We start from the raw sequence: 25,876 nt of genomic DNA, 5'->3' as shown, positions 1-25,876 counted from the left end.
AAAAACTAATCCAATTTATAGAAGGCCAACATGTCCAGAAGATTGCCTCCACTTAATTCACTAAAAGTGTTTGAAGCCGCCGCGCGCCATCTCAGTTTTACGCGTGCCGCGGAAGAGTTATTCGTCACACAAGCTGCAGTGAGTCATCAAATCAAAGCGTTAGAAGAATTCCTTGGCTTAAAACTCTTCCGTCGTCGAAATCGCTCCTTGCTTCTTACTGAAGAAGGGCAAAGTTACTTTCTCGATATCAAAGATATCTTTACCTCACTAGCAGAAGCGACTGATAAAGTGCTTGAACGTAGTGAAAAAGGTGCGTTGACCATTAGCTTACCACCAAGTTTCGCTATTCAATGGTTGGTGCCGCGTTTGGCCGACTTTAACCAACAAGAGCCTGATATCGATGTACGCATCAAAGCCGTTGATATGGATGAAGGCTCATTAACGGACGATGTCGATGTCGCTATTTACTACGGACGAGGGAATTGGCCTGGGTTAAGAGCCGACAAACTTTACCAAGAATTCCTAATCCCGCTCTGTTCACCGTCGCTTCTTCTTGGACCCAAACCATTAGAAACGCTAAGTGATTTGAAACAACATACGTTATTGCACGATACATCTCGAAAAGACTGGAAACAATTTGCCAAGCAGAATGGTATTGAGGGGGTGAACGTCAATCATGGTCCTATCTTCAGTCACTCGACAATGGTTCTGCAAGCAGCGGCCCATGGCCAAGGGGTGGCATTAGGGAACAACGTTCTTGCCCAGCCAGAGATGGAAGCGGGTCGTTTGATTGCGCCGTTTGACGAAGTACTCGTTACTAAGAATGCGTTCTATGTCGTGTGTCACGAAAAACAAGCTGATATGGGACGAATCGCAACGTTCCGAGATTGGATGCTGGCAAAAGCGCAAAGTGAACAAGAGGAGTTGTTGGATGAGTAGCTATCTTATTGATGGGCAGAAAACACAGCCGATTTTTGTTTTCGCGCATGGTGCGGGGGCAGGGATGGATCATCCTTTTATGGCGGCGGTGGCCCAAGGGCTGGCAACTAAAGGCATTCAAGTGGTGCGCTTTAATTTCCCATACATGATTAAGCGTGCAGAAGATGGTAAAAAGCGTCCGCCAGATCGTGCTCCAAAGTTGCTGGAAGCGTATCAAGCTGTGATTGCAGATGTCGCAGGCCAGAAGCCGGTCGTGATTGGTGGCAAGTCGATGGGGGGGCGAATGGCAAGTCTTCTATCAGGTGAGAGCCAAGTGGCCGGCGTTGCTTGTTTGGGTTTTCCATTTCATCCTCCTGGCAAACCTGAAAACTACAAGGGTGCGCACTTAGCCGAACTCGATAAGCCAACACTCATCCTTCAAGGAGAGCGTGACACCTTTGGTAAAAAGGAGGAGTTCTCCGATTTTGACTTGTCTTCAGCGGTGCAAGTTGAGTTTATTCCTGATGGGGACCACAGTTTTAAACCACGCAAAAGCTCTGGCTATACGGAGCAAGGCAATATTGAGTTAGCGGTCGAAAAGTTAGCTAAGTTCATCTTCGAGGTTCAGCGTGAAAAGTAAGCAGTTACTTACCATCGGTGGTTTGTTTGCGGGTACTGGCGTAGCGCTTGGCGCATTTGCTGCGCATGGGCTAAAGAAAATGCTCTCTCCGTATTTGTTAGATGTGTTTAATACAGGCGTTCAGTATCAATTTATCCATGCTATTGGGCTAGTGTTATGCGGCGCTCTGTTGCTGATAAAATTACCACCTAAGTCACAAAAATATTTCTTCCTAGCCGCGATTTGCTTTATCATCGGCATCTTTTGTTTTAGCGGCAGCCTTTACGCTTTAGCCATAACGGGAATCAAATGGTTTGGTCCAGTCACGCCATTCGGTGGATTGACGTTTATGCTTGGGTGGGGAATGTTCGTTTACGCAGCACTACAGATTAAAGAGGTGAATCAGTGAAACAATTAATGCTCTATTGCCGCAGCGGCTTTGAAAAAGAGTGTGCAGGTGAAATTCAAGATCGTGCCACTCAGCTAGAAGTGTTTGGTTTCCCTCGCGTTAAGAAAAACAGTGGCTACGTTATTTTTGAATGTTATCAAGAAGGTGACGCGCAGCGATTGGTTAAAGAACTCGATTTTAAGTCTTTGATCTTCGCTCGCCAGATCTTTGCGGTTGCGGCTGAAATCCAAGAGTTGCCACGTGAAGACCGTATTTCCCCAATCTTGCACGATCTGAGCTATGTAGAAACCATGCCTCGTTGTGGCGATATTCGTATTGAAACGCCCGACACCAATGAAGCAAAAGAGTTACTGAAATTCTGCCGTAAGTTCACCGTACCTATGCGTCAAGCACTTCGCGGAAAAGGCATTTTGTTTCCAAAAGACAGCCCGAAAAAGCCTGTGTTACACATCTGCTTTGTTGCGCCTGGCCACTGTTTTGTCGGTTACTCTCTGCCAACAAACAACTCGCAGTTCTTTATGGGTATTCCTCGACTCAAGTTCCCAGCGGATGCACCAAGTCGCTCTACGCTAAAACTTGAAGAAGCATTTCATGTCTTTATCCCTCGTGAAGAGTGGGAGGAGCGTCTTGCTGCTGGCATGTGGGGAGTGGACCTCGGTGCTTGCCCTGGCGGGTGGACGTATCAGCTTGTGAAACGCTCGATGTTTGTTCACTCAGTTGATAATGGCATGATGGCAGACAGCCTGATGGAAACCGGTCAGGTAAAACATCACCAAGAAGATGGCTTCAAATTTGAACCTGCGCGTAAGAACGTTACTTGGCTTGTTTGTGACATGATTGAAAAGCCGTCTCGCGTTGCTCAGTTGATGGGTGAGTGGATCATCAGTGGTTGGGCTAAAGAAGCGATCTTTAACCTTAAACTGCCGATGAAAGGGCGTTACGATGAAGTGCTTCAGGATATTGAAAACCTGAAAATCTTCTTAAAAGACAATGAGGTAAAGTTCAAGCTGCAGGCTAAGCACCTTTACCATGACCGTGAAGAAATCACCGTCCATGTCCAGTGCTTGTCGAATATCTCACCGCGATAGTTAAACCAACAAAAACGCTCCGATTGGAGCGTTTTTTTGTAGCAGAAGTACAAGGGTTAATAGACCCTAATTAGACGTTGGCCACATTTCCCATAGTTGTGACTCCATTGTGTTTTCAGCGCTGTCCTCAATCATCGAGAAGAAATCTAACCCTGTCTGCTGTTCCACGTCATCGACTGTAGTGACAAAGTTTGCTAGCTCGCTGCCAGACACATCACGGTGCGGCACGATAAACGCAATCGCGTCATTAAAGTAAGGGTCTAAGATGACCTTGTAAAACGCGCTTGGAATCACCACGCCATCACCAATGGTGCTTTCATTGCCGTTATAAATTGGTCCGGTGACCACGTACACTTCATTGTACTCATTAGTGACATCGCGCACGTGCTCTTCAAGTAAACGCCATCCTACACGGTTGAACCCCGGAAGTTGTGGCGACATATTACTCATAAGAAAACTCTGCTTCATAGATTCTTGAGTAAAGTCCATCGCCGCTGAAGGGGCCAAATGACCGCGGTCGTAACCAGAGCTTCGATAGTCATCCAAGGTTGATTGCGCATAGTCAGGCAGCTCAGCGTCGATTTTAAAGCTGTTGCTCCGCTTGTAACTGGCGTTAACGCTTTCAGCAGTGAGGTGATACGCCACCCAGTCGGCGTTCTTCGTTTGATAGTTGTAGCCAACGGCATATCCGTCACGGCATAACAGTTGATCCGAAAGTTCTGAGGGCGTGCCCATCGCAAGGTGCTGACCACATGTGGCAGCCAAAGCGGGTAGAGAGAATAGACACGTAAGGGAGAGAATTAGACCTTTTTTCATTATTGTGCTCCTTGTTAGTGGAGCACTAAAAATAGATTAATCAGTAGCGGCTTCTGTGATGAAAGTGCGACTTTGCACCGTACTTGATCGGGTAAGAGCTAGGTAACTGTCGAAGTTGAGAGGGCAACGGTTTACCCAACAGCTAAGTTTAACAACCGTAAACTAATCAATAACTTACTAATAAACATGTCGTGAGAACGTGATGTACTGAGTCCTAAGCGGTTTGCGGACCAGTATAGCGAATCGCTTGCAAGTTAAAGCCGAGTTCGATGTCTGTTTTTAACGCGGCAATCTGTTTGCAACGTCGAGCCGAATCGATGTGTTCGTCGAGCTTCTTCCGATATTTGCTTGGCAACTCGTCGCTGGCGTAGGCAGCTTCGATATCGTTAAACTGGGTCAAGATCTCTTTCGCAGCTTTAGGGCCAATACCCGGAACTCCTGGAACTTGGCTCGAACTCACCCCTGTAAGACCCCAGTAATCGGCCAGTTGTTTTGGCGTGACGCCAAACTCTTTTTCGATAAAAGGCGCATCTAACCAACGGTGCTGGAAGTAGTCTCGGATCTGCAGTGTTGGAGAGAGCAACTGACAGTATCCTTTATCCGTGGAAATGATGGTGACCTTTTCACCATGATTGGCCACCTTCATGGCGAGCGTCGCGACCAAATCATCCGCTTCATCGCCATCCGACAGGAGTGAATCAATGCCCTTTTGCCACCAAGCATCTTGAATGGACTCTAATCCGTTTAACAGCGGCTCAGGCATTGGCTTTCGATTCTGTTTATATTCAGGCAGGATCTCTGCGCGCCAGCCACGTTCCTGGAGGTGGTGATCGAAAACCGCAATCATGTGACTCGGCTTTGATTCGTTGATGATTTTATTCAGCGTTCGCGTCGTGGTGGTGATGGTTCTTGCTATATCGTTAGGATCCGGTTGTGCGGAGTGAACGCGTCGGATTAAGTTAAGGGCATCGATAATAACAAGATGAATAGACATAAAACTCAAAAAAATAAGGGCATTAAGCCCTTATTGTATCGAATGAGAGTGAGAATACCACCGCTAGCCTGTCTTGATCTCATAGCAAGGCTCGTAAGCTGAGCCTCCAGGCAGTTTCATTCTATCTTGCTCAACGAAATCGCGGAGCAACTTGTCCATTTTCTTCATTAAGCTGCTGTCGCCGTCGAGTTTGAATCGACCGTGACGCTCAATTTCACGAATGCCTTCTGCTTTTACGTTACCCGCGACAATACCTGAGAAGGCTTGGCGTAAAGCGGCAGCGAGATTTTCAGGTCTTTGGTTAAGATGCAAGTCGAGGCTGGCCATGTTGTCATGGGTTGGCTCGAAGGGAAGCTGGAACTCAGGTTCGATTTTGAGCGACCAGTTAAAGCTGTAGGCGTCACCCGTATCTTTGCGGTACTGGCGAACATCCGTCATGCTTTGCTTCATGATTTGTGCAACGCGAGCTGGATCATCGACCACGATCTCATAGTGTTTCTGTGCATCTTCACCCAGAGTCTCACCGATAAAGCGGTCAATAGAGCGGAAGTACTCTTCACTCTCTTTTGGTCCGGTCAGCACAATTGGCAACGGTTGATCTTTGTTCTCTGGGTGCATCATGATGCCAAGAATGTAGAGAAGTTCTTCAGCCGTTCCTGCGCCGCCAGGGAAAATGACGATGCCATGCGCCATGCGCACGAATGCCTCGAGACGCTTCTCGATGTCTGGCATGATCACCAGCTCATTGACGATAGGGTTTGGTGGCTCTGCCGCGATGATTGACGGTTCTGTAAGGCCGAGGTAACGCTGATCGTAGTAGCGCTGTTTGGCATGACCGATTGCCGCTCCCTTCATTGGTCCTTCCATCGCACCTGGGCCACAACCAGTACAGATATTGAGTTCACGTAAGCCTAGCTCATGGCCGACTTCACGTGTGTATTGGTACTCTGTTGCATTTATTGAGTGACCACCCCAACACACCACTAGGTTGGGTTCTATGCCTGGAGTTAGCGCACCAGCATTGCGTAAGATACCAAAGACGAGGTTCGTAATGTGGCTGGCGTTGGTGAGGTTGAGCCGCTGGTTGTCGGCCAAATGCATGTTAACGTAGACGATGTCACGCAGAACAGAGAACAAGTGCTCCTGAATTCCTTTGATGATTTCACCGTCGACAAACGCATGCTCTGGCGCATTGTGCAGCTCGAGCTTGATGCCGCGCTCTCGGCGCACCACATTAACGTCGAAGGATTTGTATTTGTCTAATAGCTCTTTTGAGTTATCGGTGTGACTGCCTGAATTCAAAACCGCCAACGTACAGTTGCGGTAAAGCTGGTAGAGATCACTGGCAGCGGTTTTTTTAAGGCGCTCAACTTCAAGTTGAGAGAGTAGATCCATACTACCAGCTGGACTGATATGAGTGATCATAAGAACCTCCTTGACTAGAGACGAACTCTCCAAGAGTCGCTAATTATTATTGTCCTCAGTCATTGTTGTTATTGTTCAATAAACAGGTAGGACTTTAGTTAGCTTAGCACGCTTAAATGGTTTTATAGCTAACTATTTGATATTTCTATGACAATGGTAGGAATTTATTAGGACTATTTCCACACAAGCTGATTGGTGCCAATCGCTTTGCCTTCTTTAAGGAAGAGGTTCAAACGTTCCAGTAATTCTTCTGGTGTATCAGATTCTTTGAAGGCAGTACTGGATGCCGACAAGGTAATGGTGAGGTGCTGATCTCTAAACTTGAATGGCAGCTTAGATACTTGACCTTGGATGGTTTGGATAAGGTTAAAGCAGTCAGAGTCAGAGCGTTCAGGCAAAAGAATAATAAATTCCTCACCGCCAAAACGAGCCACGGTGTCGGTCTCTGAAAGCTCTTTTTTGATCGTTCGGGCGATGATCTTGAGGGCTTTGTCACCTGCAGTATAACCAAAGCTATCATTGATGGTTTTAAAACCATCGACATCAAATAGGATGACTCTTAGGTTGTGCTGCGCGCGAATCCAACGACGATACTCGAGCTCCATACGATCGCCAAATGCGGTTCGGTTATAGACTTTTGTGAGTGGGTCTAACAGCATTCGCTGCGCTTGGTCTTCCAGTCGGCGTCGGTAATCTTGAGTCATTTCAAACAGTGCCTCAAGTTGACCTTTGCCATAATTCATTCGCTCTATCAGCGCTTGTTCTCGCTGCTCAGCATGACGAAGACGCTCGGAGAGAGAGTTTAACTGTGCCACAAGTGGGTTAATTTCAGACTTCAGTTGGTTTAGGTCTGTCGCGGAAGCCACTTTTGCTTCGGTTTGCTCGATCAGCCCAGACAGTTCGTCGTTCATCTCTTGGCGCTGTTCAAAGTAGCTTTGCGATTGACTGACGTTTTGCCCAGAACTTTTCATCGAAGAAGAGAGTGAACTGTTGACTTGCTCTAGGAATTGCTCCGATGTTTTACGCTCAAACTGAGTGCCTTCAATGACGAGTTTCAGCGTTTGGAGCGTCAGCTCAAGTAACGAGTGGGTATTCACGCCGACGAGAAGTTTGGCGCGAATGTCGATCAGCAGTTCGCCCGATTCCCCCTCGAAATCGAGTTCGGTGATCAGATGCTGTAGTTCGTCAGAGAGCCGAGTGAGAAGTTCACGATCAGAGCTGCTTGAAATTTGGCAAAGTGGGGTGTCTGGGTTGGAGGTGATGATTTTGATTGAGCGCTCGTACAAACCAAGCAGCTTCATGGCCTGTTCGGCTTTCGGTCGTTGAAGCCCTTTCGAGTAACTCAATAGATCACGCAGATCGCGTTTCACCTTGGCTGGTAACCCAGTCAGGCGCAGTAGTGTTTCGCCGCTGTGTTGAATCTGAGCGTCGAGATGTTCCGTCTGTTTTTCCATAGCCAAGCCTTGTTGTTTAAGCAAGCGCTCAAGCACCGCAAGTTTGGGTATGAGGGAGCTGACATCTTGTTGTTGTTCGAGTGCCTGTTTTAGCTCAATCAGCCCAGTTTTAAGTCGCGGGTCTTCACTTCTGTGAGCGTCAGTCATAGATGCAATGATGCGCTTGAGTACCTTCTGCTCTCTCTTAAATTTGAACGAGGTATCTCTCTGTGTCAATCGGACTTGTTCCAATTGAGATTTCAGATTGTGCAGCTGTGACTGAAGATCTTGCTCTAGGACGCCCATCAAAACTTAACTTACAGACAGGCGGAATGGTCCACCTCTATTTATGAATTTATTGATAATATCAAATAAAACTCATCCGTCACGGGTTACAACGTTTGATTGATGAGGTTTTACTCATCTTTTAATAGTTTTTTGATGCTGTCCTCATTCTTGTACGAAGAGTGCACCTTTATTAACCCTTGATTTATAGAATGCTTGCAGGCCTTGCGTATATTACCTGTTGCTAAACTGGCTGCTGGCGCATTTTCGATGGCTTTTAGGTAGACCCATTGGCTGCAATGTTCTTTCATGCTCAGCGTACGAGCAGTACTGGTTGACATCAGTAGCACATCAACTAGTTCCTTATCATTAACAGCGGTATACGCTCTAGGTAGGAAAGGATAGTCAGCCATGCCCATACGAATGATGCGATTGATGCGGCGCTCTGGCTCAAACTCCATCACCCACTGTTGAATTTTGTTGAACAACTCTTCTGGGTCACTCATTTGCTCTTTATTCGGTTCTATATAAAGCAGGTTCGCGTCCGAGAAGTGATAGATACGCGCAGGTGATTCGATTTTCTCTCGCAAGTAATCGCCAAACGCGCGCTCAAGTTTTAGCCCTTCTTCATAGCCGTGTTGCAAATACATGTTGCGAAGGAATGGGACGTCAATCATCACAAAGCGAAGCCGATCATTAAGCGGTTCGTGGATCAATTCGCCCACGTGCCACTGCTCAAACTTGCTGATGCTCTCTTCAAGTGATGCCGGTAAACGGGCATTAAGCATTCTTAAATTGCGTAGGCCAGATCGAGAGTGGGTGAATAAGTCTTGGTTTAGTCTGTCGAGTTCTTCACGTTGGACATTAATTATGTGGCCGCGACGAAGAATGAACACAAACAGCAACGCACATAGTACAAACAGTGTGAAGGTGATTTTTTGGAACTTGTGATACTCGGTTCGCGTCTGTTCTAACTCTTCTTTTTGACCAGTGAGATGCAAAGTTTGCTCGACAAACTCTTTTTGCTGGCGAAACGCATCTTCGTTCAAGAGATCAATCTCTTGCTGTTCAATGTTCGCTAGCGAGTTGTATTGCTTGAGGTACTCGAGTGATTGTCGATAATCGCCCTTGAGTTCATAGCCCAAGTAGAGCAACTGATAGGCGGATTTCTGGGTACTGATATCGGACGATTGCTGGGCAATGTCCAAAGCTTGTTGCGCTTTTTCGATCACCTTTTCGGCGTTAAATTGATGCCTCGCCAATCCAGATTCTAGCAATAGGGCGTACGCTTTTAGCCGCGGGATATCGGCATATTCGAGTAGCTTTTGTGCTCGGTCCAAGTATTGCTCAGCCAAGGGGAAGTTGACCAAATGCAAATAGGTGGCAGCGAGCGATACGCGGATGTCGATGACGCTTTCAATGTTGTTTTGAATACGCTCATGGTCCATGGCGTTAAAGTAATGAACGAGAGCAAGGTTGTATTTACCTTGGTGGTAATAAATATCGCCCATTCGCTTTAAAATTGGAGCGAGTAGCGGAGAGTGTTCGTAATTGTCGTAAAAGTCTGCGGCTTGAGATAAGTGCTCGTTGGCTTTATCCAGCACTTTTCGTTCATAAAACAACTGGCCAAGTAAGCGGTTTACTTTTGCCAGTTCAACACCTGAATCACTTTCGATGGCTCTCCAATAACTGAAGAGTAGCTCAGAGAGTGCCGGGTTGTATTTTTTCGCGGCGAGATAGTGGCTTCCCAACGTTGTGTGGTAGCTGATCATGACTTGGTTAGATTTTGCTTCGTCGGCATAGGGTTTTGCCTGCAAGTAAAGTCTATCGGCAACACTCATATCCCCTTCCGCAGAGGCGATGTCAGCGAGCAGCATGGTGTGCTTGTATTGTAGACCACGCGCCAATTGCTGCGGGTTTTGGATTTCTCCAAACGACGTTTCCCACTCTTCCAGTGCTTTTCTTGCCGTAATGGCGTCGCCCGAAATTTGCCATCGAAGTCGGATATCAACCAAGCGAATATCCAGCAGTAAGTAAGGAAGATTGTAGTTGGTGGCCAGCACTGCCGCTTCTTTTAAATGGCGAAGCGCGTCACGCTGGTTACCGAGGTTGAACTCGGCACGCGCGAGAATTCGTAGTGCGTCGATTGTCCCACCGGGAGTGCGTGTCCGTGCATCCGTTTCATCACGTGAGATTGAAGAGGGGCTTTTCTCGGTTTTGTCAGTCAAAGTACGCTGAGTAATATAGTCAGTCGCGAGCTGCTTGGCTTGCTTAGGGACGATATCCACCAAACTGTTTGCTTCGCTTAACATTGGCGATGAATAAACAGTCGCAAATGCCAGCGAAGAGGAGAACAGCAGTATTAGTGCGCCAATATGGCGTGCCCAGCGTAGTAAATTCATGCTTGTCTGAGTCCTTATTGACGGGCCATACGTTGGTTGTGTGCCGGCTGAGCATCTTGATTGGAGCGGTATGGGTTGATGTCCAATCCACCTCGACGGGTGTAGCGAGCATAGACAGTCAATTGCTGCGGCTGGCAGAACTTCATGATGTCAGTAAAGATACGCTCAACGCACTGCTCATGAAATTCATTGTGCTCGCGGAAAGAGACAATGTAACGCAGCAGCGCTTCACGGTTGATTTTGTTTCCGCGATAGCGAATTTCGACGCTGCCCCAATCTGGTTGGTTGGTGATCAAGCAGTTTGATTTTAGCAGGTGGCTGTGAAGGCTCTCTTCAACAACCTCATTGTCAGTGGCATTTTGCAGCAGAGTTTCGTCGAAATCGTAGTGGGTGATTTCGATGTCTTGGTCATCGATACATTCACCATCCATCGATACGATGACTGAATCTGTGTAATCGACCACCGAACGTAGTGTAACGGCAACGGTTTCACCAGCGCACTGAGACAGATCTTGGATGAGTGTGTTTTCTACCTCATCCCAGCTAGAAAAACGAGTTTGATTGAAGCTGTTTAAGTAGAGTTTGAACGATTTGGATTCGATCAGGTTTGCGCTGGTGGCTGGGATGGAAACTTCACCGACCGCGACTTGCGGCAAGCCTTTCTCATTAAGCCAAGATAGCTCATACAATGTCCAAATATCGCAGCCTTGGAATGGCAGTTCGTCACCAAGGTTGAGGTCGTCTCGGTTCAAGCTGCGTGGTACAGGTTGCAAAAGGCTAGGGTCGTATTGATTTGAGTAATCTGTTTTTTGGCCAAGGGTTAGGCCAGCAAGCTCTTTTGCGTCAGAATATTTGCTCATACTTTTGTTCATTTTCTATTAGAATGTCGAGAATTTTACGAAATCTCGCCTCTAAAAGCGACCATTCATGTTGGAGAATCTAATGGCTGATAATGCTCAACAAGCGTTACTCACATTCACTGAAAACTACCACCAAGCTTACCTTGATGCTCATGGTCATCTTCCGCGCAGTGAAGAGTTGTACGATCTTGTCTCACCATGTGTTGAAAGCAAAAGTGACGGTGCAGTGGATTGGAAAGCGTTTGTCAGAGAGCAGCAAGCCGATTTTTCGAACGTGGAAGCAGGCATTGAGTTGACGCTACATGAAGACATCAAATGCTTTTATGGTGTCCAATATTGCGGAGATATGGAGGCTACGTGGAATGGCAACGAACTGACGTTGCTGCAAGTTTGGAGTGACGACGATTTTGTCCGCTTACAAGAAAATATTCTTGGTCATTTGGTGACTCAGCGCCGACTCAAACTGAAACCTACGGTGTTTATTGCGGCGACTGATGCGGAATTGGATGTCATTTCAATTTGCAACTTAACCGGTCAAGTTGTTCTTGAACGGTTGGGGACCGATAAGCGTGATGTTTTGGCTCAAAACGTCGCCGAGTTTTTAGCTAAGCTTGAGCCAGCGGTGTAACCATGTACGTAGTTGAACTTCAATTTGAGTGCTTCGATAACACCACTATCTCTGCGGTGGATAAGGCGATTAATGGCTTAATGGATGCGCTGCGTTACAACGGTCAAGTGTTAGGGCGAGAGTTTCCCATTGTGATGGGCGACGGTGAGTTTTTCGTTCGTGCAGTGTGCCCAGAGCAGCAGAGTTTGCATCCGAACAACCACTCTGACTTTGTGAATGTTTGTATCCGCCGCCTTGCGGATGCGTCTCTTTTGGCACCTAAGGTCCGTTTGCTGGGTCGAGATATTAACTCAGAGGAAGCGGCAGAAGAGGGCGCCCCAAGTTGGCAAGTACTATACACGACTTACGTTCACACCTGCTCACCGCTGAGAAGTGGTGATACCTTGCTGCCTATTCCGCTGTATCGAAACGGTCCGACTCTTAACGGCGATCATAAAGCGGTGATTAAGTGGCAAACGGAGTGGCAAGCCTGCGATGAAATCCAAATGGCGGGGGGATGTCGAGCAGAGCATGCCGCATTGCACGAGATTTGTGATGCTGACAGTGTGCTATTTAAGCGCGGTTGGGACCTGCGTGGTCGAATTGAATACATCACCAAAGTCCCTACCTATTATTACCAGTATCGAGTGGGCGGCCAAAGTCTTGCTGATGAAAAAGCGCGCAAGTGCCCCAAGTGTGGTGGTGATTGGTTGCTGGACGAACCGATACACGACATATTCTATTTCAAATGTGATGACTGCCGGATAGTCTCCAATATGTCGTGGGACCATATAAAGTAATGATAATCAACCTCTCTTCGGAGAGGTTTTTTTGTAGCTAAAGCGCGACAGAAAGTGTGAAAACAAATCCTTTTTGTCGTGAGGATTTGAAACTTGATAGGAGATCATGCGGTTAGCAAATGATTGAATAATATGAAAACGCTATACTGTTTTTTGTTTAAAACTGTTCATTCGTTGCGCGCGGCTTAAGGGAGTATTGCCGCTTGTTGGCAACGTGCTACGAGAAACCAACCATGCGTTTTACATTCCCAATTGCGATCGCCTCATCGCTATTGACCGCTCCGCTCGCGGCGGCTGATTTTGACCTCGACTCATTGCTTGAAATGCCTCTCTGTTCGTTAGCGGATACAAAAGTTGTCTCGGCTACTCGCACGGCGCAGAGCCTTGCTGATACTGCCGCGTCTGTATATGTGATCACGGCGAAAGAGATCAACCGCTCTGGAGCCCGCTCTGTCGCAGATGCGTTAGCTCTGGCGCCAGGGTTACATGTCGCCAAATATTCAAACTATGACTGGGGTATTACCGCGCGAGGTCAGAACCAAGCGTTGAGTAATACACTTCTTGTAATGGTGGATGGTCGCAGTGTATTCAACCCAATGTTTTCAGGTGTTGACTGGGATCTGATTCCGGTAAGCATGGACAATATTGCCCAAATTGAAGTAGTACTCGGGCCGGTTGGCACTATCTGGGGAGGGAACGCAGTTAATGGGGTTATCAACATCATCACCTCTGAAGCCGAGAGCGCACCCGATGGCAAGCTCGCGATTAAAGAAGGCAACTATGGTTACTCTGAATATCAGTTGCATGAGTCGACCCAGATTGGTGAGTATGGCTATCTAAGCGGATATTTTGAGTTTGTCGACCATATGCCGTGGACCAGTGACGAAGAGCGTGTACAGCCGGTTCAAGATTACAACGTCTATACCGAGCGTTTTGGTATGCGGTTTGACTATCAAAAGTTCGCCCACACCGTGAGTGTCCAAGCGGGCGGGATTCGCTCACGTGAGGACTATCAATGGATGAAACACCACCCTCACTTTCTCAATCCCGGTCTGCCAAGTGCCAGCGTTTACGATACTGAAATGACGATGCAAGAGTACTTCTCAGGCTTACAACACATTTATGATGTTGAAAATGGCGATAGTTGGGAAAACAAGCTTTGGCTCACTTACAGTTCAAACGATAGTACCGCTCGAGATGCGCAATTTTGGCGTGTCGATCTTGATTCCCACTACACCATTAAAGATTGGTGGGGAACACAGCTTAGTTTAGGTGGCAATGTTCGAATAATTGATGAGCAACTAGGTCAATACAGTGACAGTGACCGCTATTCTGTTCCTTATATTAGAGTGACGGATAACGCCGATTTCTTGAATCAAAGTTACGGTTTGTATGCGAACTGGAACATTGATATCAGCGATAAGTCGACGTTAACCTTGGGTAACCGCTGGCAATACAACAACTTGACTCATAGTGTCGATGCCCAGCCTCAGATTAGATTGAGTTACCAACTGTCCGACAACCAACGTTTGTGGGCAGGATGGGGACGTGCGGTGGTGACCCCTTCGCGATTGGAGTTGGAGACCACCTTCCAAGAGAACTACTACGTTGAATCTGGGGCGCACGATGGCGCAGGAAACAAGTACGACTACATTGCGACGTATCTCTATCGAGGCGGAGATGACCTTAGTATAGAGAGTGTCGAAACTTACGAACTGGGTTATCGCTTCTGGGATACTAACAAAGTGCAGCTTAATATGAGTGGTTTCTACAGCATTCACGAGAATATTCGAGCCTTAAAAGGGGTGAGTGCTCAAGGCTGGGTGATTGCAGGTGACTCATCACCAGGCACGGTCGGGACTTACATTGAACAGTACGTATCAGAATACGTTGACCCTCTTTGGTCTGAAACCATGGGTGGAGAAATTGCACTCAAATGGCAGCCGATTGAACCCCTTCAAATCAACACCAACTACAGCTATAAGCGCATTGTTGGTCATTGTGAAGGTGCGATATGTGGCTCTAACGATGCGGTAAAACGTCAGTTGGAAAACCAACCTAACCACTATGTGAATGCCCAAGTGATGTGGGACATCACTCCGCAGTGGTGGGCAAGTGCGTCTATGCAGTATGTCTCTGAGTCAAAATTGCATCGTGATTTTGTCGATGATCCAAGTTACATCTGGCCGAAAGTATTGAGTTTCGATGCCTCGGTGAGTTGGCAGTACGCCGATTGCACCCCAAGAATTACCGGCTCGGTTGAGAATCTAGGCGCAGATCAGTCGACGGAATTCCCAGATAGCCAGCAGCCATTTCAAAATGGCACTCAGTACTGGTTGACGCTTGACTGGAATTACGGCGCCGTCGACTGGACAAGATAAACATGAGCCCACGTTTTTCTATTTTGGCGACCAAATGTTTGGTCGCTTTGGGTGTCTTAATTGTTCCACTCCTCGCGCAGGCAAAAGTGGATGATGTTGATCTAAAGGCGGTCTACCTGTTTCGTTTTGCGCTGCTGTCGGACTGGAATCAGACCGATATAGCGACTGACCACATTGACTACTGTGTTGCTCAACACAGTGATGTTGGCTTTCGGTTGGAAGCGATTGTGGCGACAAAGCCGGACATGGCAAGGTTTCATGACATGTTAAGTGGTGTTGCGCCTTCGGTATGCCATATCTTATTTATTGAAAACGGCGATGAGGCAATCATTGCCAACCTGCATGTTAGATATCCTAATGCACTGCTGGTTGGCAATGGCGTTGAATTTGTCGCTAACGGTGGCATGGTCGCTTTTATTAAAGTTCGCAACCGCATTCGTCCGTTGATCTCACGCCAAAACGTCGAAAAGTCTCGGGTACAGATTCGCTCTCAGTTGCTTGAAGTCTCTGAAATCTATGAGGAGGCGACATGATCAGCGCGCGTTTTACTCAGCTCCCACTACGCTACAAGATGATCTTACCGACTTGGTTTATGGTGATGTTCATTGTCTTGATCATAGGCACTCCCGCGATTCACTTATTGTTCTTGTCTCAGCGAGAAGCGCAAGAGCATCGTGTTCATATCTTGTCTCAAGGCGTGGCAAGTACACTGCAAGCCGCTCTGATGTTTGATGATCCGATTACCGCCAAAGAGCAGTTGGTGAATCTTACGTTTGACCCAGACATCATTGCTGCCAAGGTGATCAACGAGTATGGCGAGACCATCACAAGTATTCACCAACTTCCATCGCAGTGCCAGTGGACACAAGAATCGGTGACCTGTGCAGATACCAGGTTTCAGGTGGACAATACCGATATTTTCCTCGAAGGAGAAAAGCTTGGCACGCTCGTCGTGTGGGAATCGTTGGAGTCTATTCAGAGTAATGAAAGGCGACTATTTAGCTATTTAGGCGCGTTGACAGTGTTTATTTCTCTGCTGTCTTTGGCATTTGCGCAGTTGTTGCACGGTGTGATTGTCAAGCCTTTAACCGCATTGCACAGCACCATGGAAAGAATGATTACTCAAGGGATTGCAAAGAGCTCGATAGATATTGTTCATGATGATGAAGTGGGCAAGCTGACCCGTTGCTTCAACGAAATGATCGCCAACCTCCTTGACCGAGAGAGCCAGCTGCAAAGTGCATTGCAGCGTGTTGAACAGAAAAATCGTTACATTCACGGCGCCCTCGATGCGATGAAGCGAGGGGTTCTTGTGGTTTCTCCGGGCAATAAGATCAACTACGGTAATCCGGTGGCGATCAGTGAATTGATGGAAAACCAGAGCCGATTAACAACGCGTGAAATGTTGGCAAGCCGTTTCGAGCCCAAAGCGGCTATTGAGCAAATGGTTGACGCGATTGAGAGACATCAGCCACTGGCGGCAGTTGAGCTCCGTACATTGGATGGACAAAAGTGCTATCGAGTGAGTTGTCACCCGATGGAAGAGGCGAGTCAATCTCTGTTGCAGTTTCAAGATGTCACGTCCCAAAATCTGTCAGAGCAAAGACGTAAGTTATTAGAGCTCATGTTCGATCAAAACCAAGACGCAATTTTTGTTTTGGATAGAGACTTAAACGTAACGACGCAAAATACAACTTCGCTGGAACGATTTGGTGTGTTGAGTGCCATTCAAGAGCTGGTGGTGAAAAAGCCGCTCTATTTCTCGCTCGCTTTGACCAAAACCTTGCTCAACAGTGGCGTTATGATCAGCAAAACCATTATTCGACATACTAATCAGACTTGGTCGCCCTATCGCTTGAAAGCGAAAGCGTTAAAAAGTGGCGAAGGTCGAGTTGAAGCTTTCGTGATCAGTTTGACGGATTTGACTCTGGGTCTTGAGCTGGAAAGACTGAGCTTTGCGGCTAACCATGACACCTTGACCGGACTGGCTAATCGCTCTAAAGCGCTGAAGAGTTTGCAAGCTCGTCATCGCAAAGGGCAAGCTCAGTTTATCTTTTTCCTCGATCTTGATGGTTTCAAAGCGGTGAACGATCAATATGGGCATGGTGTGGGAGATGAGTTACTGCGCATTGTCGCTAAGCGGCTAACAGGCTGCATATCAGCAAAAGACTTGGTCGCGCGGATTGCTGGGGACGAGTTTTTGATCGCGATTCGCAGTTCTGGCCAATGTCAGCCAATCGCTCAGCGCATCATCGATACGTTGGCCGTTCCGATTGTGATTAACGAGAAAACCTGTCAAGTGACGGCAAGTATTGGCATCAGCTACTGGGCCGCGGAAGATGAGGTGATCTTGGATGAGAAAATTGACCAAGCTGATCGCAATATGTATGTCGCGAAGCGTTTAGGGAAAAACCGTTTTTATTACGCACTCTGAGCGAAAAAGAAAAGACGCTAGGGTGCGTCTTTAGGGATGTCGTCTTCTTTCTCTTGTTCGTCTTTGGGCTTGGGCTGTTTGGGTTTGTAATCAAACTTCATTTTTGCGGTGTACTTCAGCGCCATGATATTGCCAACGACCACGCTCAATACAATCGCAATAATCACCCAAGGGTTGGTCAATAAATCCATAACGGCTCCTAGCGAGAAAGATTAGTAATATACTGATTGTAGATGGTTTCTAAATTATCTAACACGACTTGTTTGCCAATAATTGCGCTAGATTCGATCTCTTTGTGTAACACATCTAAAGTCAGGTGGTTAAGGCACCGCTGCGCAGTCTTGCGATGGCTAATGTGCCAAGGTTCAATCGCAACACCGCCGTTATCCTCTTGGTACGGAAAATAGAAGCCAAACTGCGCCAAGTTTTCTTTTAACCACAGATAAAACGGTCGCTGGTGAGCGTTGAAGTACTCCCAAGGTTCTAGCTGTAAGGCCTTCCCTTGAGGAAGCGCATCACGATCGAATAGGTCAAAATCGCTGCCCCAGTGATGTCGACTGGCGCCTGGCAGTGCCGACCAGCGCAGTATCGCGAATACCTTGTCTTGCTCGCTCAAGGTTTCTGGGGCGAGCGGTTGGCTTTGTGTGTCTAAAATTGTTACAGCGCCCGTCATTTTGCGATTCCAAATCATCAATTGACGCTCGAAATCCCGAAACCCACTGGCGATATTGAGGTTAAAGCCTGCCCCATCGGCAGCCTGCTTGAGCGCGAGTAGATCCTCTTGCACCTCAGGGTGAACGAGAAAGTGTTTTTGGCCAATCAAAGTATCCACCAAATGGGTGGATACTTTTCCGGTTAGTTGCGCTGCGTTCATTGTTAAGCGAGCAGGTTTTCGAGGGTTTTTTGATACATCTGGGTGAGTTTTTCCAGATCATCAATTTTCACGCACTCGTTCACTTTATGAATGGTTGCGTTAACAGGGCCAAGCTCGACCACTTGGCAATCCATTCGGGCGATGAATCGGCCATCGGATGTGCCACCAGTGGTGAGTAGCGCTGGTTTGGTTTGGTTAACTGAATCCACCGCATCGACGACTGCGTCCAATAGCGCGCCAGTATCGGTCAAGAATGGGTCACCATTGAAGGTCCATTTGAGGTCGTAGTCCAGCTCATGTTTATCCAAGGTCTCAACAACACGGTTAACGATCATGTCGTTATTAAGTTCGGTGCTGAATCTTAGATTGAACTGAACGTTAAACTCACCTGGAATGACATTCGACGCCCCAGTGCCTGCATGAACATTTGGGATTTGGAAACTGGTTGGTGGGAAGTAAGCGTTACCTTGATCCCATTCGGTGGTCGCGAGTTCGTGAATTGCCATTAGTGACTGATGCACGGGGTTATTGGCAAGGTGAGGGTACGCCACGTGACCTTGCGTGCCTTTGACCGTGAGATCGCCAGTAATCGAGCCGCGACGACCGTTTTTCACTACGTCTCCCACCACTTCGGTACTTGATGGTTCACCGACAATACACATGTCGATGTTCTCACCACGTGCCATTAGAGTTTCTACCACACGGACAGTACCATTAATGAATGGCCCTTCTTCATCCGACGTAATCAAGAAACCGATCGACCCTTTATGATTTGGGTTGTCTGCGATGAACTGCTCCACGGCGACAATCATACTGGCAAGCGAGCCTTTCATATCGGCCGCGCCACGGCCATGCAGATAGCCATCAATTTCAGTCGGTTCGAATGGGGGCGTGTGCCATTGGTCTAAGTTACCAGCCGGTACGACGTCAGTATGACCCGCAAATGCAAACAGTGGAGCCTCCGTACCACGGCGTGCCCAGAAGTTAGTGGTGTCTTCAAACACCATCACTTCAATTTCGAAGCCGAGGGCTTTTAAACGTTCGATCATCGCATCTTGGCAACCAGCATCTTCAGGGGTTACCGACTGGCGGCTGATTAAGTACTTTGCGAGAGCCAGTGTCGGGCTATCTGTCATCCTTGAAATCCTTTACTTACTTTATGAAAAAATCGCAGCGTATTGATCTGCTTTAAAACCTAGGTGGTAGCTATCACCTGACAGGAGAATAGGGCGTTTAATCATTGCCGGTTGTTCTACTAGCAAGGCAATCGCATTGGCTTCGTTTAACCCATCTTTTTGCTCTTGGCTCAGTTGGCGGTAGGTGGTTCCGCGTTTATTGAGGACATTTTCCCAACCGAGCTGTTGGCAAAACGTTTCCACCATGGCTTTGTCTACGCCTTGCTTACGGTAGTCGTGAAACTGGAACTCAATGCCTTCTGCTTCTAACCATTTCTTAGCTTTTTTAATGGTGTCGCAGTTAGGAATACCGTACATGGTAATTGTCATAATAAACCCTTTGAAGTGACTTTTTTGTTATTTCAGCATCCTATCAGGAACTCTGTGTCGAGACAAAAAGTGTGATCGATATATTTCAATGGGCAAAAAAAATGTGTTTCAGGAAGTTGGGATTGTAGAGTTATTGATCAAACGCAACACATGACCCGACAAAACAGAAATAATGACTCTAGAATTTTATAGGAGGTATCAATGGAATTGAGTCCTGTTTTTGCAAGGCGACTGTATTTAGCGCTACTTGTCGAGAATCTAGAACGACCTAACGTTCCAAAACTGATTGAAAAGACTGGGTGGCCACGCCGAACAATTCAAGATGTCATTAAGGCTCTTCCTGGCATAGGTATTGAGTTGATGTTTGTTCAAGATGGGCGACGTCACAATGATGGGTATTACCAACTCTCTGATTGGGGCCCATTTGATAGCCAGTGGGTAATAGACCGAGAGCCAGACATCGCCGCCAGTTTAGGTTTTAAAGCCTAGTCTTTATTGCTGCACAGATAAGCACTTCCCATCACAGTAAAGGAGGTGGTGAAGTCTTGAGGAGCAGTGACAAACACAGTATTCGCGCCAAGCTTCTTGGCGCGATTTTTTATGTCATTCATCGCACCTTGCACCATCACATCATTGGTAAAAAACAGATAGCTGTACCAATGCCCCTCACTGCCAGTCACTTCGCCTAGCCATTGGCAATCATCAGCATCAAATCCAGCATCCATTCTTAAGTGAACAGCTTGAGCTGGGCTGTCTAGACGGTTCATCGGCGAGGTACAACCTGCCATGAAAACGGCAACCAGAGAAAGGGTTAGTGCATTATTGAATTTGAGTAACATAGGCGATAAATCCAATCCAGCTCAGGGCTAGCAACACCCAAGGCAGTTGAGTTGGGGTTGAGGGTTGTGAGTGAGAATCCATTGGCAGCTCTGCTTCAACGTCGGTTTGTTCAACACGTTTGGCTTTCTGCGCTTTTTTTCTCGCTTTGTCGGCTTGGCGGGACTTCTCTTTTTGCTGCTTTTTGTATTGCGCAATCCCTTTTTCAATCCCTTGAGCGATCAGTTTGGTTTGCTCTTTGGTCTGTCCGGGCTTTTGGGTGGCTTTGGCAATTTTCATTGCTTCTTGCTGGGTTTCTTGCGACGGAACGACTTTTTTGTTCATGAGATAAATACTGCTGGATCAAAGATACGTTTATCCTAACACGATATAATTAAAGCGGAATTGAGATTTACAGCATGAGGCGTATTGTGTGAAAAAAATAGTGCTTTTCAGTGCGGTTATCGCCGTGCCTCTGTTTTTTTGGTTTAAAGGTTCACCGCCTCTCCCGCCCGAAGCCTCTGAGCAGGTCACTCGTCAGCGTGACCCAATGAGCGATATTCAGGGCAAGCTCAAGCAAGACCCAAATCAAGCGCCATTGTGGTTTCAATTGGGTCATGGTTATCTGAACCAGCAAGAGTTTGATGCTGCCTTGACGAGCTTTGACTACGCAATTCGACTGAGCCCAGAGCCAGTGGCCAGCTACTACGCGGCGAAAGCAACCGCGCGTTACTACTTGCACAACCAAGTGCTCGATGATGAGGTCAGCGCATTGTTGAACAAGGCTCTTAAGTTAGAACCGCTCAATTTAACCGCCCTTTCTTTGATTGCCAGTGATCATTTTATTAGCTTTCGTTATCAGCAAGCGATTGACACTTGGACAAAGATGCTCGATTCACAAGACCGTGATTTAGACCGAGCTTCCATCATTTATTCTTTAAACCTCGCTAAGCAGATGCAGAACAATCAGTAGCTTTTTGCTTGGGGATGTGTTGACAAATGCAACGAATATAAAAAACCGGCGAAGTTCGCCGGTTTTTTTGGTTGTTAACGCTTAGTACTGAGATTCACGTTCTTTTGCGGCTTTGTCCCATTCTGGTACTACGGTATCTAAGAAGTGCGCCTTGTCTGCGTTCATCTTCTCCATATCCATCCCCAGAGCTTTCTGGGCTGCTTCTTTGGTAGAGATGTCCGGCAGAACAACGGGATCGGTGATGCCTTTTTTCGCTAACAAACGGACCAACTTGGTTCGCGCGTCGGCGGCTTTATCTACCGCGGTACCCAGCACTTCGAGCGCGACCTCTGGAGCGTGCATGTGAACGCCGTGTGATGCAATCGCATAATCCCAGCGCCATTGCGCATGGCGAATGTCTTGCAAGATATCTTTCATTTCCGCGTCAGTCGCGCCAGCATCCCACGCCGCTCCTGCTTCAAAGTGAGCTGCAACAATTTGCTTCTCAGCCGTCAGCTTCATGTTGAGAACTTGCGCTTTGCGGCTCGAAACGATTTCATACATTTGCTCTTTGCTTTGAGTGTGGCAGTTAGCGCAGGTGTCTTCGAAACGATCAAACGGATTGCCTACTTTGTGGTCGGTGTACACCGTGCCATCTTCTTTGGTTACTTTAGGCATATGGCAATCCACACAAACCACTTTGTTCTTACCATGAACGCCGTCACGCCACGTCTCATACCCAGGGTGCTGAGCTTTTAGCATTGGCGCTTTTGAGACTTTATGCGTCCAGTCTTTAAAATTGAGCGCGTCATAGTACTGTTCCATTTCATCGACAGAGGTGCCCATATCCCAAGGGAACTTGACCGCTTTGGTTGGCCCAGTGAAGTAGTACTCAACGTGGCACTGTGCACAAACCGACGCTTGTTGATCAAGGCGAGACTGTTTATCAAACGGTTTATTGATGGCTTGGAACGCGCGATCAACATAAGGTTTTGCAAGCGCTAGTGCAGGCTCTCCCTTTTTGAAACCCTCGCTACGAGTGTCGTGACAGTCGGCGCAGCCAATTGGATTGGCAATTTCTTCACCTAGGCGAGCCCACTTACCTTCGAAGTAGCCATCTTCTCCACGTTCGTCAATGACTCGCCCCACATCAGGGCTTTTACAGCTCCAACATGCCATTGGCATAGGGCCAGATTTGTCATCTTGGGGAGCGCCTGTACGCAGCGTTTGACGCACATCGTCGAGTGCATAAAAGTGGCCGCGAGCTTTATTGTAGTCTTTGGCAAACCCATACCCCGCCCACATGATCACCATATTGGGGTCTTCGGCTAGTGCGTCTTCAATGTGGTCACTTTCAGACGTTGCTTTCCAGCTTTGGTATTGATCTGGGTGGTTTTGCTCATAGGCATCGTTTCTAGGATCGATGAGATCGTTGTTTTCAGACGCCGCGAAGCTGGCTGAGCTCATCATTGAGCCTGCCAACAGGAATATTGCCGCGGCGGATGTTGGTATCCAGTGCAATTTTTTCACAGTGCTATCTCCGTAATTCCGTTTGTTATAAACAGCGTTGTGAACTGGCTATATCCAAATTAAGAATTGGAGAACTGAAATAAATTGTAATAAAGAGAAATAAATAAAATAACTTGGTAACAACCCATCATTGCGTTAGATCAATTTAGCTAAGTGACGCAGTTCAAATTACCTCGCCAATACCTCTAAAGGGGTATGTGAGGATTTCCTTGTTGTTAATGAAAGTTATTATCATCAAATACTTATGGCGAAAACCGCGCGAAATTTATGGTGATTTAGATCGTTTTTTAGACAGTAAACACTACCTCTAAAGAGTGGGTGGAGTAGACTATTTACATAGCGTTGTGGCTAATTTCCAAAATAAGAATTGATCTCATTTGATATTGATGATTTTTCGATATCGAAGGGCATTAATTTTGACCAGATTTTTATTGTTGCTTTCGGCGATGGTGGGTCTGGAATAAGGAAAGGATAATATGGGCAATATAAAGTTGGCCATAGTCATAATGCTAAAGTCTCTCCTAGCATTCTGCCTCTATGGTTATTCGCTTCATGCCGTTGCCGACACTTCAAGCTTGCAAACTGAAGGCCAAAGCGCTCGCCATGAAGTCACGCTTATCCGTGACAAGGACTATAAATGTGTTCAGTGTCATAAGGATTCGAAACAATCTTTACAAGGTTCACACGGTGAGGATGCACACAAGATCCTTGGCCGTGAAGTGACGTGTACCGAATGTCATAACAACATCGGGCCAGACCATCGTGAAGGTGCTCCGATTGTCACTAAGTATTCTAGTGCTCAGTCACAACCAGGGACCGATAAAGTCTTCCTCGATCCTGAGCAGATACTCAAAGCGAATAGTCAATGTACAGACTGTCACCAGCCTAAGTATTTGCGCGACGATAGCTGGACTCACGATGTGCACGCAAAGAATTTGACCTGTTCGAATTGTCACGATGTACATGCCAGCAAAACCAAAGTGCTTGGTTTGGAACGCAAAGAGAAAATTAAGCTTTGTGTCGACTGCCATTCTGACTTTAATCAGCAGAAAAAGGAGCAGTGATATGAGTTGTTCTAGACGAAACTTTTTAGCCGGTACAGGGGCGCTTATCTTTACGACAGGCGTTGCGGGTACTGCGGTGTTAAGTAGCCGAAAAACATTGGCCAATGTAGAAGAAGACGGAAACAAACTCTACGGCATGGTTCACGACGAAACCGCATGCATTGGTTGTACAGCATGTACTGATGCTTGCCGTGAAGTGAATAAGGTCCCTGAGGGCGTCTCGCGCTTAGAAATAATTCGCAGTGAGCCCCAAGGTGAGTTCCCAAATGTTGATTACCGTTTTACTCGCAAATCTTGTCAACACTGTGAAAATCCACCTTGCGTTTATGTTTGCCCAACGGGAGCCGCTTACAAAGATGAGAAAACGGGCATTGTGGATGTTCATAAAGAGAAGTGCGTGGGGTGTGGCTATTGCTTGGCGGCATGCCCTTATCAAGTGCGTTTCTTTAACCCTGAAGACCATTCCGCTGACAAGTGTAACTTCTGCCGCGATACCAATTTAGCACAAGGCAAACTTCCAGCCTGTGTGGAATCTTGTCCAACGAACGCGTTGATTTTTGGTGATCTCAACGATCCCAATAGTGACATTAACCAAGTGTTGAATACCGAAGTGGTTTATCGCGATAAGGCGCATTTGGGGACGAAGCCCAAACTATACAAAGTGCCTCATCAGAAAGGGGAGATCTCATCATGAATGGATTTGAAAGTGCGTTTCACTTTGACTCGTTAGTATGGGATTGGATCATCGCCATCTATCTCTTCTTAGCGGGTATGTCTGCGGGAGCGGTGATGATTGGTCTCTACCTACGTCGCAACGTTATTGACGGTGACCCTGCTAATAATGGCATTTTGAAAGCAGTGGCTTGGCTTGCGCCGTTTGGCATTATCGTCGGGTTATTGATCTTGGTTTTCCATTTAACCAAGCCGCTCGAGTTTTGGAAGATTATGATTTACTTCAACGTGACCTCGGTTATGTCGATGGGCGTCATTTTATTCCAAGTCTATATGGCGGTATTGTTTGTTTGGATCGGCGTGCTATTTCGCCACCAAATCATCAGCTTCTGTGAAGGAAAATTGCCAAGCGGGTTGCTGGATTTGGTGGATGGTTTGCTTATTAAAGCCAAGCAAGTCAATAATCCGTTGGAGCTATTTCTTGGTTTCCTTGCCTTGGTTTTGGCTGCCTATACCGGCTTCTTATTGTCGGCATTGAAGACGTATCCGATGCTCAACAACCCAGTGTTACCGATACTGTTTTTGTTCTCGAGCCTCTCTTCCGGCGCGGCAGCCTGCTTGCTGTTTGGGATCTTAGTCTTTAAAGAATCAGCGAGCAGCCCTAGCGTGTCTTGGGTGCATGGCTTTGAACGTCCAGTTGTGCTGTTTGAGTTGTTTGTTCTGGTTACCTTCTTTACGGGATTGATTTTCAGCGGCGGACAAAACGAAGTGGCGGCTTGGAATGCGATTGGAGGCGGGTTCTGGTCGAACTGGTTCTGGTTTGGTGTCGTGCTGATTGGGATGTTATTGCCACTCACATTGAACGCGGTGTCGCCAAAAGAGGTTCGCCATAATGGTGGGTACATCTTTGTTGTGACCATGCTGAGCCTAGTTGGCGTACTCATGTTGCGTACCTTTATTTTGTACGCTGGCCAGATGACGGTCGTGTAACT

Annotated in this window: 27 protein-coding genes; 14 read left to right on the top strand and 13 right to left on the bottom strand. The window is 47.1% G+C overall.

Going from position 1 to position 25,876, the window contains the following annotated elements; translation table 11 throughout:
• The first annotated feature begins 30 nt into the window (after window positions 1-30).
• The 4 genes from RJ47_RS06190 to rlmM are packed head-to-tail and all read left to right on the top strand — an operon-like array spanning window position 31 to window position 3,034.
• On the top strand, window positions 31-939 hold the full coding sequence (locus RJ47_RS06190) for a transcriptional regulator GcvA (RefSeq protein WP_038140155.1): 909 nt from the start codon (window positions 31-33) through the stop codon (window positions 937-939).
• The gene (locus RJ47_RS06185; RefSeq protein WP_039482480.1) at window positions 932-1,558 is read left to right on the top strand and encodes an alpha/beta fold hydrolase; all 627 of its coding nucleotides are present in this window, start codon (window positions 932-934) and stop codon (window positions 1,556-1,558) included. The genes RJ47_RS06190 and RJ47_RS06185 overlap by 8 nt, the downstream gene beginning before the upstream one ends.
• On the top strand, window positions 1,548-1,946 hold the full coding sequence (locus tag RJ47_RS06180) for a DUF423 domain-containing protein (protein WP_039482477.1): 399 nt from the start codon (window positions 1,548-1,550) through the stop codon (window positions 1,944-1,946). Before RJ47_RS06185 ends, RJ47_RS06180 begins: the two co-directional genes overlap by 11 nt.
• A complete protein-coding gene (gene rlmM / locus RJ47_RS06175) occupies window positions 1,943-3,034 on the top strand; it encodes a 23S rRNA (cytidine(2498)-2'-O)-methyltransferase RlmM (RefSeq protein WP_039482474.1) in 1,092 nt (363 codons plus the stop codon). Before RJ47_RS06180 ends, rlmM begins: the two co-directional genes overlap by 4 nt.
• A 66-nt stretch (window positions 3,035-3,100) precedes the next feature.
• Here rlmM and RJ47_RS06170 read toward each other — a convergent pair whose 3' ends face one another.
• The 6 genes from RJ47_RS06170 to queF all read right to left on the bottom strand — a co-directional run bounded on the left by RJ47_RS06170 (window position 3,101) and on the right by queF (window position 11,249).
• Entirely contained in the window at window positions 3,101-3,850 is a 750-nt protein-coding gene (locus RJ47_RS06170; RefSeq protein WP_039482471.1) for a DNA/RNA non-specific endonuclease, read from the bottom strand.
• A 214-nt stretch (window positions 3,851-4,064) separates the two neighbouring features.
• A complete protein-coding gene (gene xni / locus RJ47_RS06165) occupies window positions 4,065-4,844 on the bottom strand; it encodes a flap endonuclease Xni (protein ID WP_039482469.1) in 780 nt (259 codons plus the stop codon).
• 63 nt (window positions 4,845-4,907) lie between these two features.
• Window positions 4,908-6,269: a nucleotide 5'-monophosphate nucleosidase PpnN gene (gene ppnN / locus RJ47_RS06160; protein WP_038190039.1), complete on the bottom strand. Its 1,362-nt coding sequence runs from the start codon at window positions 6,267-6,269 to the stop codon at window positions 4,908-4,910.
• A gap of 173 nt (window positions 6,270-6,442) precedes the next feature.
• Complete coding sequence (locus RJ47_RS06155; protein ID WP_039482466.1) at window positions 6,443-8,008, bottom strand: GGDEF domain-containing protein; 1,566 nt, start codon at window positions 8,006-8,008, stop codon at window positions 6,443-6,445.
• Between the two features lie 110 nt (window positions 8,009-8,118).
• The gene (locus RJ47_RS06150) at window positions 8,119-10,389 is read right to left on the bottom strand and encodes a tetratricopeptide repeat protein (RefSeq protein ID WP_039482463.1); all 2,271 of its coding nucleotides are present in this window, start codon (window positions 10,387-10,389) and stop codon (window positions 8,119-8,121) included.
• A gap of 14 nt (window positions 10,390-10,403) precedes the next feature.
• Window positions 10,404-11,249 carry an NADPH-dependent 7-cyano-7-deazaguanine reductase QueF gene (gene queF / locus RJ47_RS06145; protein WP_038217762.1) on the bottom strand — a complete coding sequence of 282 codons (846 nt, stop codon included), beginning with the start codon at window positions 11,247-11,249 and terminating at the stop codon, window positions 10,404-10,406.
• An 82-nt stretch (window positions 11,250-11,331) separates the two neighbouring features.
• Between queF and syd the strand changes: the two genes are divergently transcribed.
• The 5 genes from syd (at window position 11,332) to RJ47_RS06120 (ending at window position 17,471) form a co-directional block, all read left to right on the top strand.
• Window positions 11,332-11,877, top strand: coding sequence for a SecY-interacting protein (gene syd, locus RJ47_RS06140; RefSeq protein WP_039482460.1), 546 nt, complete (start codon window positions 11,332-11,334; stop codon window positions 11,875-11,877).
• A gap of 2 nt (window positions 11,878-11,879) precedes the next feature.
• On the top strand, window positions 11,880-12,656 hold the full coding sequence (locus tag RJ47_RS06135; protein ID WP_038140177.1) for a Zn-ribbon-containing protein: 777 nt from the start codon (window positions 11,880-11,882) through the stop codon (window positions 12,654-12,656).
• Between the two features lie 233 nt (window positions 12,657-12,889).
• Entirely contained in the window at window positions 12,890-15,037 is a 2,148-nt protein-coding gene (locus RJ47_RS06130) for a TonB-dependent receptor plug domain-containing protein (protein ID WP_039482833.1), read from the top strand.
• A gap of 2 nt (window positions 15,038-15,039) precedes the next feature.
• Window positions 15,040-15,570, top strand: a complete 531-nt coding sequence (locus tag RJ47_RS06125; protein ID WP_039482459.1) for a YfiR family protein — start codon at window positions 15,040-15,042, stop codon at window positions 15,568-15,570.
• Window positions 15,567-17,471, top strand: coding sequence for a diguanylate cyclase domain-containing protein (locus tag RJ47_RS06120; protein WP_039482457.1), 1,905 nt, complete (start codon window positions 15,567-15,569; stop codon window positions 17,469-17,471). The genes RJ47_RS06125 and RJ47_RS06120 overlap by 4 nt, the downstream gene beginning before the upstream one ends.
• A gap of 17 nt (window positions 17,472-17,488) precedes the next feature.
• Here RJ47_RS06120 and RJ47_RS20785 read toward each other — a convergent pair whose 3' ends face one another.
• From RJ47_RS20785 to RJ47_RS06105, 4 genes are read right to left on the bottom strand one after another with little or no spacing between them, the layout of a single operon-like run.
• Complete coding sequence (locus tag RJ47_RS20785; RefSeq protein WP_005471631.1) at window positions 17,489-17,662, bottom strand: DUF2897 family protein; 174 nt, start codon at window positions 17,660-17,662, stop codon at window positions 17,489-17,491.
• Between the two features lie 8 nt (window positions 17,663-17,670).
• Window positions 17,671-18,345 carry a M15 family metallopeptidase gene (locus RJ47_RS06115; protein WP_039482455.1) on the bottom strand — a complete coding sequence of 225 codons (675 nt, stop codon included), beginning with the start codon at window positions 18,343-18,345 and terminating at the stop codon, window positions 17,671-17,673.
• A 2-nt stretch (window positions 18,346-18,347) separates the two neighbouring features.
• Window positions 18,348-19,481, bottom strand: coding sequence for a succinyl-diaminopimelate desuccinylase (gene dapE, locus RJ47_RS06110; RefSeq protein WP_005471663.1), 1,134 nt, complete (start codon window positions 19,479-19,481; stop codon window positions 18,348-18,350).
• Between the two features lie 21 nt (window positions 19,482-19,502).
• Window positions 19,503-19,850 carry an ArsC family reductase gene (locus RJ47_RS06105; RefSeq protein ID WP_038140188.1) on the bottom strand — a complete coding sequence of 116 codons (348 nt, stop codon included), beginning with the start codon at window positions 19,848-19,850 and terminating at the stop codon, window positions 19,503-19,505.
• Between the two features lie 201 nt (window positions 19,851-20,051).
• Here RJ47_RS06105 and RJ47_RS06100 point away from each other — a divergent pair, with 201 nt between their 5' ends.
• Window positions 20,052-20,339 carry a winged helix-turn-helix domain-containing protein gene (locus tag RJ47_RS06100; RefSeq protein ID WP_038140190.1) on the top strand — a complete coding sequence of 96 codons (288 nt, stop codon included), beginning with the start codon at window positions 20,052-20,054 and terminating at the stop codon, window positions 20,337-20,339.
• Here the strand turns inward: RJ47_RS06100 and RJ47_RS06095 are convergent.
• Both RJ47_RS06095 and RJ47_RS06090 read right to left on the bottom strand, forming a co-directional pair.
• Window positions 20,336-20,689 carry a DUF4156 domain-containing protein gene (locus tag RJ47_RS06095; protein WP_039482452.1) on the bottom strand — a complete coding sequence of 118 codons (354 nt, stop codon included), beginning with the start codon at window positions 20,687-20,689 and terminating at the stop codon, window positions 20,336-20,338. The genes RJ47_RS06100 and RJ47_RS06095 overlap by 4 nt on opposite strands.
• The gene (locus RJ47_RS06090) at window positions 20,670-21,011 is read right to left on the bottom strand and encodes a DUF2956 domain-containing protein (RefSeq protein ID WP_039482449.1); all 342 of its coding nucleotides are present in this window, start codon (window positions 21,009-21,011) and stop codon (window positions 20,670-20,672) included. Before RJ47_RS06090 ends, RJ47_RS06095 begins: the two co-directional genes overlap by 20 nt.
• 88 nt (window positions 21,012-21,099) lie before the next feature.
• On the opposite strand from RJ47_RS06090, the gene RJ47_RS06085 reads away from it, so the two are divergent.
• Window positions 21,100-21,639: a tetratricopeptide repeat protein gene (locus RJ47_RS06085; RefSeq protein WP_039482446.1), complete on the top strand. Its 540-nt coding sequence runs from the start codon at window positions 21,100-21,102 to the stop codon at window positions 21,637-21,639.
• 81 nt (window positions 21,640-21,720) lie between these two features.
• Here the strand turns inward: RJ47_RS06085 and nrfA are convergent, their stop codons facing one another.
• Window positions 21,721-23,088 (bottom strand): ammonia-forming nitrite reductase cytochrome c552 subunit, encoded by a 1,368-nt coding sequence (nrfA, locus tag RJ47_RS06080; RefSeq protein ID WP_419831526.1) that lies wholly within the window; start codon window positions 23,086-23,088, stop codon window positions 21,721-21,723.
• Between the two features lie 536 nt (window positions 23,089-23,624).
• Between nrfA and nrfB the strand changes: the two genes are divergently transcribed.
• The 3 genes from nrfB to nrfD are packed head-to-tail and all read left to right on the top strand — an operon-like array spanning window position 23,625 to window position 25,874.
• Complete coding sequence (nrfB, locus tag RJ47_RS06075) at window positions 23,625-24,212, top strand: cytochrome c nitrite reductase pentaheme subunit (protein ID WP_038217740.1); 588 nt, start codon at window positions 23,625-23,627, stop codon at window positions 24,210-24,212.
• 1 nt (window position 24,213) lies between these two features.
• Window positions 24,214-24,906: a cytochrome c nitrite reductase Fe-S protein gene (nrfC, locus tag RJ47_RS06070; protein WP_039477941.1), complete on the top strand. Its 693-nt coding sequence runs from the start codon at window positions 24,214-24,216 to the stop codon at window positions 24,904-24,906.
• Window positions 24,903-25,874, top strand: coding sequence for a cytochrome c nitrite reductase subunit NrfD (gene nrfD, locus RJ47_RS06065; protein ID WP_038190078.1), 972 nt, complete (start codon window positions 24,903-24,905; stop codon window positions 25,872-25,874). The genes nrfC and nrfD overlap by 4 nt, the downstream gene beginning before the upstream one ends.
• Window positions 25,875-25,876: the final 2 nt, after the last annotated feature.

It is taken from the genome of Vibrio sinaloensis, assembly GCF_000808535.1.
GTDB classification, from domain to species: Bacteria; Pseudomonadota; Gammaproteobacteria; order Enterobacterales; family Vibrionaceae; genus Vibrio; species Vibrio sinaloensis_D.
Note: the sequence above shows the minus strand (reverse complement) of the source record. Positions and strands in the feature narration are given on the sequence as shown.

Coding starts and splice junctions, on each gene's coding strand:
- RJ47_RS06090 (WP_039482449.1), bottom strand. CDS start 21,011: ATGAACAAAAAAGTCGTTCCGTCGCAAGAAACCCAGCAAGAAGCAATG.
- RJ47_RS06120 (WP_039482457.1), top strand. CDS start 15,567: ATGATCAGCGCGCGTTTTACTCAGCTCCCACTACGCTACAAGATGATC.
- RJ47_RS06150 (WP_039482463.1), bottom strand. CDS start 10,389: ATGAATTTACTACGCTGGGCACGCCATATTGGCGCACTAATACTGCTG.
- ppnN (WP_038190039.1), bottom strand. CDS start 6,269: ATGATCACTCATATCAGTCCAGCTGGTAGTATGGATCTACTCTCTCAA.
- RJ47_RS06135 (WP_038140177.1), top strand. CDS start 11,880: ATGTACGTAGTTGAACTTCAATTTGAGTGCTTCGATAACACCACTATC.
- RJ47_RS06185 (WP_039482480.1), top strand. CDS start 932: ATGAGTAGCTATCTTATTGATGGGCAGAAAACACAGCCGATTTTTGTT.
- nrfB (WP_038217740.1), top strand. CDS start 23,625: ATGGGCAATATAAAGTTGGCCATAGTCATAATGCTAAAGTCTCTCCTA.
- nrfD (WP_038190078.1), top strand. CDS start 24,903: ATGAATGGATTTGAAAGTGCGTTTCACTTTGACTCGTTAGTATGGGAT.
- RJ47_RS06155 (WP_039482466.1), bottom strand. CDS start 8,008: ATGGGCGTCCTAGAGCAAGATCTTCAGTCACAGCTGCACAATCTGAAA.
- dapE (WP_005471663.1), bottom strand. CDS start 19,481: ATGACAGATAGCCCGACACTGGCTCTCGCAAAGTACTTAATCAGCCGC.
- RJ47_RS06115 (WP_039482455.1), bottom strand. CDS start 18,345: ATGAACGCAGCGCAACTAACCGGAAAAGTATCCACCCATTTGGTGGAT.
- RJ47_RS06100 (WP_038140190.1), top strand. CDS start 20,052: ATGGAATTGAGTCCTGTTTTTGCAAGGCGACTGTATTTAGCGCTACTT.
- syd (WP_039482460.1), top strand. CDS start 11,332: ATGGCTGATAATGCTCAACAAGCGTTACTCACATTCACTGAAAACTAC.
- RJ47_RS06095 (WP_039482452.1), bottom strand. CDS start 20,689: ATGTTACTCAAATTCAATAATGCACTAACCCTTTCTCTGGTTGCCGTT.
- RJ47_RS06125 (WP_039482459.1), top strand. CDS start 15,040: ATGAGCCCACGTTTTTCTATTTTGGCGACCAAATGTTTGGTCGCTTTG.
- RJ47_RS06105 (WP_038140188.1), bottom strand. CDS start 19,850: ATGACAATTACCATGTACGGTATTCCTAACTGCGACACCATTAAAAAA.
- RJ47_RS06170 (WP_039482471.1), bottom strand. CDS start 3,850: ATGAAAAAAGGTCTAATTCTCTCCCTTACGTGTCTATTCTCTCTACCC.
- RJ47_RS06190 (WP_038140155.1), top strand. CDS start 31: ATGTCCAGAAGATTGCCTCCACTTAATTCACTAAAAGTGTTTGAAGCC.
- RJ47_RS06130 (WP_039482833.1), top strand. CDS start 12,890: ATGCGTTTTACATTCCCAATTGCGATCGCCTCATCGCTATTGACCGCT.
- queF (WP_038217762.1), bottom strand. CDS start 11,249: ATGAGCAAATATTCTGACGCAAAAGAGCTTGCTGGCCTAACCCTTGGC.
- RJ47_RS20785 (WP_005471631.1), bottom strand. CDS start 17,662: ATGGATTTATTGACCAACCCTTGGGTGATTATTGCGATTGTATTGAGC.
- xni (WP_039482469.1), bottom strand. CDS start 4,844: ATGTCTATTCATCTTGTTATTATCGATGCCCTTAACTTAATCCGACGC.
- nrfC (WP_039477941.1), top strand. CDS start 24,214: ATGAGTTGTTCTAGACGAAACTTTTTAGCCGGTACAGGGGCGCTTATC.
- nrfA (WP_419831526.1), bottom strand. CDS start 23,088: ATGATGAGCTCAGCCAGCTTCGCGGCGTCTGAAAACAACGATCTCATC.